Here is a 15921-nt window from a genome sequence, read left to right as displayed (position 1 = left end):
GACAGTATGGAACTCTGATTACTGCTTGACCATTTTTCTGATAAACTATTTTCACTACACGAATTATTCTATTGTCCTAAGGTAATCCAACGCTCCATTTTTGAATTAACTTAATGATATTTTGTTCATAGCGATATCGGGATTAGTTTATTATCGCCAATAGATACATTAGGTACATAACCAATACATTATAGTTGTAATTAGATAGCACAGAAAACAATCAGATTATCATTGTGAGGGAAGTATGCCGTTAAAGTTACAAAAGGAATCACCTGCAGATAATGATCTTTTTGAAGGTGAGAGCCACAAGAAAGTGGCTGAGCGTATGGCTGGGGTTTTACGCGAAGCCGATAACAATATTATAGGTCTTGAGGGAGAACTGGGTTCTGGTAAGTCTACCATTATAAATCTTTTGAAAAGTGAACTTGGATCTGAGTATCGATTTATTGAATTTGATGCAGAACGTTACCACTATGGGAATACCAAAAAAGCGCTGATTGAAGTGATTTATAAGGGGCTTAGTGATGGAACAGGGGCAAACCAAAGCAAGCTAGATACCTATCGTAATCAGGCTCTTGGCAATATTGTTGAATATGAAAAAAAAGTGAAAAGTAGGTTGAGTTGGTGGACGGTTATGTTCATCCTGTGCTCACTGTTAGCAGTTCAGATGGCTAGATACTTACTTAGTGATATCAATAAGTTAATGGTTACAGATATCACTGTCAGTAAACTAGTTCTTCTAATAGAAACTTTGGGTCTTCTTTCACCTGCAATTCTGCTCGGTATACTTTGGTTTACTCGATGTTTCTGTCGTTCGAAACTAGGTAACAAGGAGCCAATCACTGTTGGCGACCTATTTAAACGTAACAGTACTGATACAATATCTGAAACATGGATGGCAAGCCGCGAAGTTGGTACTATCGAACTCCACGATGCGCTGTCAGGCTTCACAGATAAAGATACACTCCCGCGTAACCTTCACTTTATTCTTATTATCGATAACCTTGACAGGATTGTACCTGAAAAAGTAAAAGAGCTGTGGAGTGATATGGAGCTTATTGCCGGAACTACGCATGAGCACTTCAGAGTTATCATTCCTTATTCTGCTCGCCAGGTCGCTTCATCTCTTGAAATGGAAGGGCATAGTGGACGAGAGTTTATTGCAAAGAGAATTCCGGTTACGTTTAGTGTCCCTCCACTCATAACAGCTGGTTGGCAAGATGCTTTTAAAACTATGTGGCATCAAACTGTCAGTGAATTGGATGAGATATCATGTACGGAAGTCATTCAACTCATTGAACGTTGGCGCCCTCTGCAGTACCCACGTATTACACCCCGTCTGCTCAAGAAGTTGGTTAATGATATTCATATTTTAAATCTCACAGTCCCGGTTAACTCTTCAGAAGAACCTTTGCGTTTCGTTCTAATAGCGCTTTACATATTGATGGTAAGATATGGAGATTATGATATCAGGGTCCTTTTACGGAACCCGCTCCAAGAAGGAGAACTAAATGGGCAATTGAATCTACCGCCTGACGATCAATCCGATAAACTCAGGGCAAACTATGCTCAGTTGAAGCGTATATTCCGTAACGATGATAATCGTTGGAGTGAGTATCTTATGAGCGTCCACTACCAAGCTCCTGCTGCACTGGCACGAAGCGAATTAATTGATACTCCTCTCATCTCTGCTGTGATAGCAAAAGATCCCGTAGCACTTGAACGACTGATTAATATGTGGGGATTCACTCATGCCTGGCATCGCTGTGCTTCAGCAATGGATATGTCAATCTGGCTGGAAACAGTGGCCGAGCTACCACCATCAATATATAATTTAATTCAACCCCAAATAGATCATGCTTTGCAGCAATTGAACACCAGTTACGCAATTCAGGCACGTGAGGATTTTAACTTTTCGTTAAATAATGCACTTTTAAAACTTATCCAGAACCACATCATTTCCACTGAATCATTTATGACACGGCAGCGTGCATTTATTATTTCCGAACTTAATGCTTTAACCCCTTTTGATGTGGATAGCAATGAGATGATTTCAACGCTTTTTGCGGAGGCTGATCAATATTCAATATTATTCGGCGCTAGTTTGTTTGACTCGATCGATACCTTCATTCCTGGCAACATTTATGTCCACTATCTTCTGAATAATGAGAAACGATGGAAAGGATTAAACATCCCTGCTCTTAAGCTTGATGAAGTTGAAACGGAGACTATGCTAGTTACTGTATTAGACGCCCCCGGTGAGGATATTTTCAATTCCGGTGTACTAAGGTTTGTTGGTGTAGATAGTCTAGCTTATGAAAACATTATCAAAGGTGAAAAACCAATTTATCAAAATATCAGCAAACTGATATCCGACTTTGCGAATGGAACAGTAATTGATAATTTCGTTGATTTTAGGAAACTAGCCTTAACGAAGGATTGGAATACATCCAACCAACTTTCTCTCCTCACCTATCAAACAACAATGCAACAAAACTATCCTGTTGAATTTGCAGCACATTCAGTTGCCCACATGGTTGCAATAGGTATTTTTACTGAAATAACAGCGTACAATAATTATATTGACAATGATGAATTCACTGATCTGCTTGTAAAATACTTTATATATGGTAAAGACTGGCATAATATTTCTAAATCGTTATCAAATAACGAAGCCATTCCGATTGTTAAAGCTGCCATCCAAAGACTATTCCAAGAGAATAAAATTGAACGATTAGATGTTGCACTATATGTAAGAAAAGATTATCCGTTATTAAGCATGCATATTAAAGATGCTGACCTGATGGAACCTGTTATATCACGTGAAAAGTGGCTTAAAGAGAGCCTCAACCTCAAAGAAATCGAACTTATAAGTGAAGATACCCTTAAAGCTCTGCTTCGAACTGAAGCATTACTGGATACCCATGATCATCTTTATGCTTTGAGTCAGTCTCTGCTGGCAGTTGATATGTTGACTACCTCATTTAGAACAATTACCTCTAATAATCAAATCATTTTAACCCATATGAAGAATCTGGGTAGAAAAATTCATCTATCTCCTGATGTCAACAGCTTTGCTGAATGGTATCGTTCTGCTTCTAGCGAAGAGTTAACTCAAACTAAAAGGATTCGTTTCATCTGGGATTTGCTTGATGAAGAACAACAACAGGAAATTCTTGTTCAGCTTCACGATATTCTTCTGGAGGTTCAGGTGAGTAAATCCAATAGAGTCAAGCTCATTCACGATTTTGGTGATGTGATAAACTTTACTGAGCCAGAGAAAGGCGGATCGCGCCGTGGCATTGGTGCATTATTTAATCTTGCGGAGAAAGATAGAGATTTGCGAGCATGGCTTGATAGACAAAACTATGTATTCAGTAACTGGCCACTAGCTGAAAGCCGATCAGTCACTAATATCATAATGGATCATAAAGATCTATTTCCAGGAATTTGCAGTTCTTCAAAATTTATAGAAAACCGCATTAAAGAAACTGAGCTTGTGAAAATTATTGAACGAGAGGAGGATATGCAGAAAGATTAACTCTTACAATATACAATAATTTATAGAAGTTCCATTTTTAAATGGGACTTCTCACCTTACTCAATTTGATGCTTCCGAAAAATTATAATAGAACCTATCTATTAGGGGCGAGTGCTAAGTCAGCTTTTGCTCAAAGTGTCCTCTTATCTCTAAACAGGAGATGTGAATACAATAGAGGGAACGAATAATAAGGATCACTAGCCCCAACCTAAAATAAAGGTTCATAATCGCCAAACCTTCCCAATGTTCTCAAATGCTCATCCTTACGACTCAGCGCAAGCCCCCTTTCCTTTTTCAGCCTTGCTTTCTGCTTCTGCCTCATCGCCTTCAGGATTATTTCACCGGTAATAGCGTTGGTTGGATTACTACGGTTATAGGCCTGAATATCGTCCAGGACGCCTTCGTTATCATCGCCGCGCATAGTGTTTGCAAAGTATCGCTGCAATAGCTGAGCCCGGCGATTTGATAGTTCAGACTGCACATTTTTGACAGCCGATCGGGCATCATACGCCTGGCCGATCCTTGACGGGCTAAATCCAAATGCCTGGGCAGCCAGTTCGAAGTGGGTAAACTCATCAGCCGGTACAATTTCCTCCCCGGATGATGTAGTGACACCCCGAGTGGCTTCAGCATAGGTTTTCACCAGATTTTTCACTGCTGCCGGTGTTACTGTCTGAATCCCCCCCAGCCAGTCACCTTTCGCCATTTTGTCGTATCCGCCGGCAAAGTTGAGACCGATACCGCCAATGGTAGGACCAAGCATCTGCTCCATGTAGTAAACATACAGATCCTTGCCTTCAGTCCCTTCCGGCGGACTGCGCCACAGCAAATCCTGAATACCCACACGGGAATGCAGATCGATACCCAGTGCGTTGACTACGCCGTCAGTAATTGCTGTGGATGCGAAACCACCAAGCTCATCACTCAGCCAGTTTTTGAGTGCCACTTCCGGATCCCATGGGGTATCATCATCCGACACTGCAGCATGAATCCCCTGCGCTGCCGCGCCAAAAATAACCTGAACAACATACGGTAAACCGGTGACACCTGCCGCCAGAGTATGCATCAGCATATAACCCAGAAACTCTTTCTGTGCCTGCCGGCGAATTTCCGGCGTTTCGCCTTTAAACGACTGCGCAAAGCTCCGTCCCAGGGTATAGAACATATGCTGGGCATACATCTTGAACTGCAATACCACCTTCTGCCAGCTCTGGCGCATCCAGCGCGGACGGTTGGCGCTACTGTAGTCAAAATGTGCGTCATACACGGCGTTACTCGCAACTTTATACGCCTGCGCCGGATCTATGCGCCCACCTGCAGCTGTTTTTGCCAGCCGGTACGCTGCCAGTGCCGTCACTTCCCTGTTGGCGACCTCTACATTATGGAAAAGCTGGCCACCAATGAGGATCGACATATCCAGCGCTTTATTAAAATGAATCTTATCCTTTGTCCCTGTTTCCGCGCGCTGCGCCAGAGAAGAAGCCTGGGTAATGGAAATTACGCCATCCTCATTCAGGCGCTTCATCAGTTCCAGTTCTTCAGCATCCAGCCGGTTACTGCGGCTCATAGACAACCAGGCATCGCGATCTAACCAGGAAGAACCTTTACCAAACCATTTAAATCGCTTATCAGCAGATCGGAAATAATCCACGGTGGCGGTTCCCATCGCTTTCATGGCGTTCTTCCAGCCGTATCTGGCAGCCAGTTGCGGCAATGCCACCAGCGCCGTCTGTGTCATGTTAATAATGGCTGAGGAAGGATTAGCCGCCATGTTGAAGACATAACCCGTGCCGGTCAGTGCATTACCAAAACCATCACCGGATGGGTTCATCGTCATCTCATGACGCATTTTCAGTTCGTCCAGCATACGCTGGGCGGTTTCAAGATTATCCGGCTGGACGCCAGAGTAATCCCCCTTCATTACCGCATCGATTTCATTCCCCATGTCATCGAGTACAGCCTGCATTTTATGGCCATATTCGATCTTGGAAATGTGATGAGCAAAGTGAAAGGCGCTGTTCGCGAATGCCCGACGCGCATCATGGCTGGCGCCCTTCACCCGGCGACGGCGTATAAAGTGGCGGGCGTAAGTGGAATCGGGCATCAGCTCCAGCATCATCTGCCAGACCTGATCGGTCAGTTGCTCTTTATTAAGGTTCCCGTCTTCTGATTTGTTCAGCAGGTCGAGGATCTCTTTACCCAGGCTATGGGCGGAATCATCATTTTTGCCGTTCTCCTTCGCCTTCACTGACTGGGCTGCCTGGTACCCTTCTTTTCTGTAGGCCTCGAGAGCGGCCAGCGCTGCACTGCGGGTTTCGAAGTGCTCGCGAATGTAATCACCATCCTTACGGGCGGTCACAACGTATTTACCGAAGCGGGCCAGCGGAAAGTACGGGCCGTCTTTCAGGGCTCGCTCAAACTGCTCGCGAACACGACTGATTAACGCGGCATTCTGATCACCGCCCACATCATTGATACGCTGGATAAGCGCCTCTTTGAGGTCGGCGTAACTGTTTTTGTACCATTTTTCGGTGTCGTGCCAGAGTTCTTTAGCTTCCGGCGACAGCTTCATCCAGCGGCTATGGAGATCGTTATAGTTATCCCGCATTGCATCAAGATCAGCACTTACCCGGGTAAGACGGCTGGCGGACTCTTCTTTGTTCTCACCGCTTTTTGAGGAACGAAGGCGGGTCTGCTCATTCTTCAGATTCTGGAAGCGGTCCTGCTCTGCCAGTGGTTTGTCCGGGTGAACACGGGTCATCGTCGCATCCACCATCAGGTCAGACAACGAGCGGCTTTCTTCCTTATCCAGTTTGTTCCACTGGTTTTCTATGCCCCGTTCTGCAGAGTTCATAATGCGGTTGCGGCGCGCCTCCATTTTCGCCTGCAGATCCTGGTATTGTCCGGCATAGTCAGTTTTCATCAGCCTGTTATAAACGGCTGCGAGCTGGCGGTTGGTCAGTGTGCCGATCATCAGGGCATTGGTGCTGATGTTAGATCGCAGGCGCTTAATGATGTCGGTCGGGCAAAGGTTGCGGACATTACCGATTGTCTCCCGGACCACACTGCCGAAATTCTTCGAACGCCGCTGAGTCGCTTCGGTCTCGGTTTCCCCGGGTAACGGTTTGCTGAACAGCCCGTCTTTTCCGGTCAGGCTGAAACTGGCAGTGACATCCCGTTTTTTATCCGTATTTTCGGCCCATCCCCCGAGCTTTTTAAGACGCCTGGCGATCGGTGCCATCATGCTACGCACTTCACCGGCAGTGATATTTTCATCGCTCAGTAAGCCTGATTTACGTAATGCCTGGAGAACTGCACCAGACACACGATCCCATGCGCGCCCCAGAAAACCGCGCTCCCCGTCTTCAATGACATGACTGATGACCTCTTCCACTTGCTTCCACGGATCTGCGCTCTCGTAGTTCTCAGCGACGCGGTCAAAGTACGGTTTCAGTGACTTGGAATTCTGGCCAGCGGCTACGGCCCGCAACAATTTGTCGTACTCCGCCGGGCCCACAACTTCAGACAGCGCATGGTGCCCGAGGATTTCGTGGCGTAACTTGGCGCGAACATGAGAAAGGCTGTCGAGATTTTTTGCGACCAGGATGATGCGACTGCTGTTAGGAAGGTGCATCGCATGAATCAGGGCGTCCGGGAGTGGGAAACCAGCCAGTTGCTCAGCTTCAGCCATATCCTTTGCGACCTGCACGGCAATACCGCCGGCACCTTTCCATTTTTTCAGGAACCGTGCGACTTCATCTTCTACCTGCTTTTTACGCATACCACGCGGCTGGTAGTCAGCGACACCGGAACGGATACGTTCGCGTGGAGAGCCAGATGCAAAAACGCCCCCGGATTCGGAGGCGTTTTGCGAAAATTTATGATTTACATCAGGTGGGACAGGTCCATTGTCTCTAAGGCTTTCTGGTTCCGCTGATGGCGTTCCATCTGATCTTGCTGCAAGGACACGATCTCTGATTTTGTCAGCATCCGCGGCGCGAAGGAGGTAGTTTGCTTCTGACTCTGTGAGCCTGTCGAAGCCGTACCCGTGCTGTTCGTTCCACCAGTTTTCAAGATCGGTACCCTCAAAGTGATCGCGCAATTTGCGAAGCGTATCCGCTGCTAATGCAATTTTCGCTGAATATTTTTTACCCGTCAACGCACTGGCGCCAATTACCTTACCGCCATGATCTTCAATGTAGCCTTTCAGATTTGCCAGCGTGCCGCCCTGTGTCAGAGTGTCATCCAGAAGAATATAAGGTAAATCAGTACGCACCGGGCCTTCAAAGGCAGGCTGATTGGTCAATCGACCAAAACCGTCCTGCCCCGTGCGCCCTACTTTCGCTGCCTGTACAATCCCGGTCGCTACATCGAGATCCAGCGCCTTCCCCAGTACATCCGCCATTGCCTGCGGAATAGCGTTACGACTGACAGCTTCTTCAGCATGTACTGCCGCAAGTATGGCCTTTCTGCCAGCCAGCAGCTGGCGCAACTCGTTAACTGACTTTCTGGTCATCACATCCGCGACTAACCGGCGTGCTGCAGCATCATCACCCCCTTTTGCGGCCACGTAGTCCTTATGGGACGTGGCATCGCCCAGACGTCCATGCAACACGGTATCCGGAAAATCTTTATCCCATACGCTGCGCGGAACCTTTGAATAATTAATCTCGTCAGGCTTTGTCAGTGTGAGCAGTTTCGTCGCCACGTTCGTGGGATTCATCGACTCTTTGAACATGCCTTCTGGCAGTCTGTCTTCGCGAGCCCCCAGTTCATTCAGCCACTCTCTGAATGCTTGATTGCGCTTGTTACTTCGTTCCCCAGCCATGGTGGAAACGATGGCGACCAGCTTGCCGCCGGGTTTCAGATGTTCAAAGGCTTTCTGTACATGCTTGATATCAAGGTCGTGGGAAAACGGTGGATTCATTAGCACGCGGTCGTAAAGCTTATCCGGAGTAAACTCGTCAAAGTCACTGCCGACAACGTTAAAACCTTTCTCTTTCAGAATATCGCGCAGTTGCTGTTCCAGTTCGACAACATCCACATTGCCACCCGCTTTGCGCGCCGCTTCTGCCAGAACGCCGTTACCCGCTGACGGCTCCAGAACGTCCATACCAGGCTGAATATCGGCCTCGCTGGCTATCCAGTCAGCACGGCTTTCCGGTGTGGGAAAAAAGTCGTTGAAGGCGTTGCGATCCCAGGCAAGTTTCTTGCGCAGATCCATCTCCATCTTCTGGATTTTGGGGATGTCGTTGAGCGGTACGTCGCCGGATAATTTTTCCAGTTCCACCAGGGCGGCCCGCAACAGCGGACGTGTTGTTATCCCGGCACGCTGCAGGCGGTTATATTCAGCCACATATTCAGGCCAGCTTCCGGGCTGACCGGATAAATATGCTGCCAGTTTGTCGTTCGCCTTACGCCCGGCAGGCAGCCGGGACATGCCATGCTCTCTCTGCTGTGACAGCCGCAACTCGCTGGCCGCCAGTTTGTATCCACGCGCATCCCCCATTTTCCCGATAACATCAAACAAAGTAGAAGGATGCCAGTCCAGCATGGGGTAGCGTGCATATTTTACGCGGCTGGTCAGCGGCACATCATCATTCCATTCCCGCTTACCGTCAGCGGTGGTATAGCTGAGACTGTCACGGATATCCTGCGGTATATCGTAAACCAGGCGACGGGCAATGCCGCGCAGGGTGTCAATCTGGGTTTTATGCTGAATACCGGAAAGATACTTCAGGCTGCCATCAGCAATGCCCTGCGCAATTTTCTGCATGATATCGGCATCCCGGAGATCCCGGTTTGCCTGATCCATCGCAGAGGCAGCTTCACGCAGTCGTTTAACGGTGTTCACCTTCCGGTCTGCGTTCAGACGATCTTCGGCACTCTCGCGCAACCGGTCAGAAGTGCTGGTTAAACGTTCCTGTTGCTGTTCCTGTTTCTGTACGCGGCGTTCAGCATCTGCAGCGGAATGATCGACGCGGTCTCCACGCAACCAGCCAACAAATTGCTGCGCTTTCTCTGGTGACGGAAACCAGAAGTTACCCCGCCAGTACCCGCCACCCAGTTTGCGCGCCATCCCTGCCGCCTCTTTAAATTTTTCGGTTCCCAGACGTGTCTGCAGGTTGACGTTATAGACCGTTTCGCCAGTCTTACTGTTTTTCCCTTCCTCCACAGGATTAATCTGGAGAGCATCACCGTGCGTAAAGCCCTCCGTCACACGCGGTGTTTCCTTTTGCGTTTTCTGCTGTTCAATCTGGTGCTCTGCCAGCAACTGATCGTACTTCTCCCCCTGCATGGCCGTCAGCGCTGCGCGCCCTTTCGCTTTTATCAGTGTGCGGTAGTCATCCAGCGTCTGCGGATTGTCGATCGCCGAGCGAACGGCATCGGCACGTTGCTGATGCTCATCCCGGACCTGCTTCACGCTGGCAGCGTATTCGTTAATATCTGACTGCGTGATCCCCGCTACTGCATCACGCGCATGCTGTTCAATGCTTCGACCGCCAGTGGTCACCATCGTCGGGCCTTTGTTCACCAGCCAGCGGAAGTCATTAACCAGCGAGTCCCAGGCATTGTCCACCAGGCGTCCTTTTTTCACATCTGACGGGACATACCGACCGCTATAAGGTTTGAGCTGCTCTTTCGTCAGCTTACCCAGGACATGCGTGATTGCGCCTTTGTTTGCTATGGTCGATTCAAGCGCAGAACGTACATCATCCGGCGAAGTGTTTTCGGGGTTTTCAATAAGATGACGAAAAAAGGTGGAATGTTGTTCAGGAGAGGTAATGCTGGTATCTGTTGCTGATGAGGTTCTGGTTTCAGGCTCTGCGGGCTGGCGATCGGGTTTGTCAGGTTCTCTGGTAGGCTCGTCCTTTTTTACGGGGTTATCCTGTTTGTCCGGGACTTCTACAGCATAACCACCGTCAACTTTCACTACCTCCGGCTGTTCCCCGGCTTTTTTAGCTTCTGCATACGGTTTACTCAGTCTGGCCAGCCCCTCGCTCGGGAATGGTTTTCCGTTACGCCGCATATAGAGTTCGCCGTTCCCGGCTTTCGCAACCTCAGAAACCGAATCCGGGATAGCTGCTTCACCGGAGGAAAGCTGTCGATATGGAAGTGCAGCGTGCTTCTGTCGCGATCCCATTCGATCTTCAAAACGATCCAGACGGCGCCGGGCTTTGGTCCTGCCGCCCTCAAATTGCGGTGCAGCACCGCGCTGTCCCTCATCCGGAACTGGCCCACCCGCAAAGATGATGTTTTTATCTTCCAGTTCAGGCAAAACACGGCGCGCCTCGCCGTCAATGGTATTAACCTGACGCATACCTCCGCCAGTACGATCGGCAGGTATAAACTCCTGACCTCGAACACGCTCACCTGCACGAAACTCAGGGCCAGCGCCGGACTGCGTTTCATCCCCTGCGCCCTCCCGCGCGTGATGAACCGGGCCACCAGCAAATATAATATTCTTGTCTTCCAGCGCTAGCCGGCGATCCGGAAAACGGTGGTCGGCATACTCCGCCATAGACGGCGCGGTATACTCGCCATTCTCTGCATTTCTGGCGGCATCCATAACGAACTGGTAGTAGCCCATAATGGTGTCGTGGATATTCTTCGCTTCGAAATCATTACGTGGTTCGCGCTGAGGCTGAGTCTCTGATGCCCCTTTTTTGCCGCGCTTACGCTTTTTAGGGTCGGCATCCTCGCGTTTGACGCCACGGGTCATGCGATAAAACCAGTCTTTTACATCCTGGTGTTCATTCTCATCCGGTTCATTTCGCTTGCCGCGAGAGTATTGATCCAGCAACTGCGCATTCCTGAATATTTCGGCATCATTTTTGTCATCAAAGCGCGCTTTAACTTGTCCCTGTGAACCGGCGGTATCAACCAGATGGAATGGGCGTGAATCCGGGTCAGTATGTACCGCTTTCCCTGCCCGCATGTATGCCGGTATATCAGCAAAATCATCAGGACCGTTGCCGCCAAATTTTTCCCGGTCGTTAAAGCCCGACGCAAGGCGCTCCTGTTCTGCTGCCTGCTCAGGCGTCAGACCGTTACGATAATCTGCCCGGGGTTCAGGCGATGTATTATCGTGTCCTTCGAGCCTCTTACTGAACATGTCTTCTTCAGGCTGAATCTCTTCTTTGAGATCCTGCATCCCCTGCTGAACTTCTTTTGCGCCGGTCTCAATATCATCAACAGCTTTCTCGGTCTTTTCTTCCGAAGATGAAGCTGCGGGTTCATTTGAAATATTCTCGCCCCGACCTGCAGCACGCCCCTCGCGAACATGCCCAACGATTGCCGGAACGCCCCCCATGGCCAGACCGGTTAGGCCGCCGGTGATCATCTGGTCCTTAACGCCCTGTCCGGACTCGGTCTTTATCCCGGCCTCATTCATGCCTTCGTTTTCAACATACTGGCTGGTGCCGGCATAACCGGCATTAATACCGGCATCACGAACACCCGCTTTTACCAGCGTCTTGGCGACAGAACTGGAGAGCATGCGCCCGGCAAACAACTGTCCCAGATAGGCATCGCCGGTGTAGGCTGCTAATAAGTTGGCAGCCAGCATTTTAGGGTCGCTGATATCTGCCATAGCAACGGTATCGGCAAGTTGCTTTTTGGCGAGGTCAATCTTTTGCAGGTCGCTGTAACCTGAATACTGCGGATCCTGGTCGATATTTTTAAACAGGTTAACGAAGGTGGAACTCTGCATGAGCTGATTATCATCTGCATTCATGATAGCGCTGTGCACCGCCTCACTCGTACCACCAGCATTCTGGGCGAAGCCAGCCGCTGTAGCCAGTGGCAGCCCACCAGCAGCAGACGCTGCAATTACTGGTGCGGTTTGCCCAACGGCATCCGCTGCGACAATCGGCCAGTTCAGGGGATTTTTCGCCGTATCGGTAAAATGACCATCCTGATAAAGCGGTGTATCCATGACCTTCTGGCCGCCTTCGGACATATGTCCCTTGAAGAAGTCGCCGATACTGTGCCCGGCAGAGTTAAGCATATTGCCAAGAGCATCCATCCCCACTGACGCCGCGATCCCTCCCAACCCGGTATCCAGAGGATGAGATGCAACGTTATGGGCAATTTTTTTACTACTTTCCTGCACCCCCTCACCAATTAAGTGTGTTCCTTCACCAAAACCCGCACCAAACGCTTTGGGGATATCCATAAACTCCGCACCAGGTGCGTCTGGCAGCGCGTATTCCGCAGGTGGTAAGCCGGGTTCAAACTCATTGGGACGAGTGAGAGGCATGATGAACTCCTGAAAAATGGCAATAAAAAAGCCGAACTCGCGGTCAGGCGTAGTTCGGCATCATTAGAAGAATAATACGGAGTTTTTAGTGGTGTGGGTAGCAGGTTAACTAATCAGTAGTCATCTACGCTTTTGTTGGTGGTCGAGGATTGAGCGCCAGCAGCCTTAACACTGGGAAAAGTGGCGATAACATTTGTCTTTTTTATCACTTCACTCTCGAATCTAGCCAATGACTCTGGATTTGTTTTCTTATCACACATAAAAGCATAATTTTTTACTATATCCACTGGGTACATTCGAATTGCTGCCAGATCATATTTAGCGCCATTGATATCATTTTTTATATCTTTAACCAGACACCTTTCATCATCATTTGGTGAGTCACCAAAGATGGCATTGGTAATGCCCACTACACGCAAGAACCGATCGTGAAGAGAAGCATCCTTCCAACCACTTTTACTTCTTAAATAATTATCACTATCGATAGATACGTTAAATCTCTTTTGATCGAACTTCAGCCAACTCGACAACTCCGGTATATTATTTATCTCTGTCATTACAGGCGAAGATGCTTTGCTCTGAGTATCTGGTTGCTGGGCATTGCTCTGCAACTCACTTCCATCCTCCCCCCAGCCTTGACCACGTAGGCAATCTTTGTAGATCTCCTGTCGCTGTTGGTTGGCGTTTACTACTGCAAACGTATTCATTCCATCTACAAACCCATGATTAAATCCGGGTACTCTATTGTTTTCAAACTGCTGCGCATTGTAACTTCCCGACATTGAAAGACACTGCGCCTTAGCCGCTGCAAAGTCCTGTTCAGTTCTTGCATTTGCAAAAGTTGATGTACAAATCAATATTAATAAAACATGCTGTAGTTTCATACCACCTCCTTTTTTTTTGCATATTACTACCCTGTGATAGGTGATATTTTTATTAACTATTTCTTAATGTAAATAAAAACAGCAAGTGATATGTGAAACCCACTAATAATACACGCATGAATGTATCTATAATAACAAAACTTCCTAACTCAAACTGGAATGTAGTAAAACAATTCAGAACCTGAAATAGCCAAGAAAGTGCGCATGATGTCAATGATTGAATAGGCAGTATGAAAGCTTCTGGTTGGTACAAGGAAGCCCAAAAGTGGGAAAACTGGTCGACAGGAAAAAAACACAACAGACATTAATATGCTGCCCGCGCTCACGGCGGGCATTTTTCTGCATTACCGCCCATTAGCCTGCTTATAACCCTGGCGCATCTGATCCGCCATACTGGTGGCTTTAATGTTTTTGGACAGTGATTGCTTGTATTGATCCAGCAGAGAACTCAGTTGATCGACCGGTATTTTATCAACATCCCACTTTTTATCAGTCATCGCCTGCTTAAAACCCGGATAGTCTTTGTCCGCCGCCAGGCGCTGACGAAATACATCACTATCACTCTGTTCAGCACGTTTGCCATTTGTCGTTCCCGGAGGCGTCACACCATATACGTTATACAGATGCTGCTCCAGATCCTGGTACTGCTTGTCGTTAGCGTTGATATTATCCAGAACCGTCTTATGAGTGGCGACATCACCGCCGATATCTCCTACCCGCAACTTACTGTCAGACTCAATACGCTTCTCTTCAAGATCTGCAATTTTCCCTGCAACCTGCTGCCGAACAGTATTTTTCCCGGCCCCACCAAGCGCTTTCGCATTTGGACTGGAGGAAATCAGAGCTGATGCCGCCGCGCGCGCAAACATTTGCTGCCCGGCCGCGTCTTTTGGAATAGCAATAAGGGGATCATCCGGATGTGTGGTACCAAATTTCGACAGCGGCCCTTCAGCAGTAGAACCATCCGAGTATGTCAGCTTGATTTTCGGTGAAATTAGCTTTCCATCAGGAGATGGAATGACGCCTGTTATTTCACGACCTGCAACCGTCTTACCATTGCCGGGATCCAGCTCCCCAACCCCGCGCTTGAGCTCTGGGGCCAGGACGGTATTCAAGTTTCGCAGATTATCTGCAGAGTTCAGTTGATCCGGATTTTTGCTCAACGCATCCGTAATCGACTTAACCGCAGACCGGTATGGCATACCAGACATTGCCCCCAGATCAAACGGCGTACCGCTCAGTTTATCGAGCACCTCTGCCGGGACTTCGCCCCCATTTGACAGGATCTGAATCGCTCCCTGCCAGACCGGTTGTAATTCAGCCATCTGATTGCGATATTGCTCCATGCCCAGTTGAGCGCTACGAAATGCCTGATTCATGCCAGCTATCTGCTGCTGCATTTGCATTTCTTTATCGCGAAGCCCCATTTCATCGGCATGAAACTGTTTCTGCTGATCCAGTGAATCCTGTCTGAACTGGTTATTCTGATCGAATTCACGCTGACGCATAATCTGGTCTGCCTGGCGCAGGCTGTTCGATTCTTCCTGGTATTTCTGATTGTTCACCGTGCGCCAGATGTTGTTGACCGAATTCAGACCTTCGGCAAATCCACTTGAAAAAGACATACTTCCTCCTAAAACATCGCCGCAACTGACATCGCCAGTGCCGCCATATTCAGTCCCTCAAAGGCACCCTGCTCAGTTTCACGCTTCGCTGTCTGCTGGGCGTCAATCTGCTGCTGTGCGGCTTCACGCTGGGCTTCTTCATTCACTGCCTGTCCCATGCCCTGCATCGCTTCTTTGCGGGTTTGCTGCCCGGCCTGTAAAAGTCCATAGCCCATATCAGTAAGCCCCTTCAGTGTGGTACTTCATCACGCCGGTTGCTTTGGCTCCGGAGCCGGTGAGAATATTAAGATCGCGCTGCTGTTCTGCCGTTCGGATGCCATTTCTCGTGGAGGCATCAGAAAGCGCAGCACTGACAGAATCTGACTGGTCTTGTGGGTTCGATGCGCTGGCCAGCCCGTAGCGCCCCATATCATTACTCTGTGTTACTTGCGCTGTGTTCAGTGAATTTTGCTCATTCTGCGATACCCGGCCCAACTGGTCCGTCATCAACTGATGCGTATCCTCCAGATTCAGCATTTCGTCTAACACCGGCTCATAACGTGTCTGCCAGTCTTCCCAGGCCTCACGCGTGATTTCGGCCATCGTATCGTCTGCATATCCCATGTGAAC

General features: G+C 48.7%; 6 protein-coding genes. 1 reads left to right on the top strand and 5 read right to left on the bottom strand.

Going from position 1 to position 15921, the window contains the following annotated elements; genetic code table 11:
* The first annotated feature begins 244 nt into the window (after window positions 1–244).
* Entirely contained in the window at window positions 245–3541 is a 3297-nt protein-coding gene (locus JQ822_RS06165; RefSeq protein WP_213132697.1) for a P-loop NTPase fold protein, read from the top strand.
* Between the two features lie 208 nt (window positions 3542–3749).
* Here JQ822_RS06165 and JQ822_RS06160 read toward each other — a convergent pair whose 3' ends face one another.
* The 5 genes from JQ822_RS06160 to JQ822_RS06140 form a co-directional block, all read right to left on the bottom strand.
* Window positions 3750–12803, bottom strand: coding sequence for a PLxRFG domain-containing protein (locus tag JQ822_RS06160; RefSeq protein ID WP_213132696.1), 9054 nt, complete (start codon window positions 12801–12803; stop codon window positions 3750–3752).
* 113 nt (window positions 12804–12916) lie between these two features.
* On the bottom strand, window positions 12917–13687 hold the full coding sequence (locus JQ822_RS06155; RefSeq protein WP_213132695.1) for a hypothetical protein: 771 nt from the start codon (window positions 13685–13687) through the stop codon (window positions 12917–12919).
* Window positions 13688–14031: 344 nt separating this feature from the next.
* Complete coding sequence (locus tag JQ822_RS06150) at window positions 14032–15312, bottom strand: hypothetical protein (protein ID WP_213132694.1); 1281 nt, start codon at window positions 15310–15312, stop codon at window positions 14032–14034.
* Between the two features lie 8 nt (window positions 15313–15320).
* Entirely contained in the window at window positions 15321–15527 is a 207-nt protein-coding gene (locus tag JQ822_RS06145) for a bacteriocin (RefSeq protein ID WP_213132693.1), read from the bottom strand.
* 1 nt (window position 15528) lies between these two features.
* Window positions 15529–15915, bottom strand: a complete 387-nt coding sequence (locus tag JQ822_RS06140; RefSeq protein ID WP_213132692.1) for a hypothetical protein — start codon at window positions 15913–15915, stop codon at window positions 15529–15531.
* Between the last annotated feature and the right edge of the window lie 6 nt (window positions 15916–15921).

Origin of the sequence: Citrobacter sp. FP75 (assembly GCF_018342065.1) — a bacterium.
GTDB lineage: Bacteria > Pseudomonadota > Gammaproteobacteria > Enterobacterales > Enterobacteriaceae > Citrobacter.
This window is presented reverse-complemented; position numbering and strand designations above follow the sequence as displayed.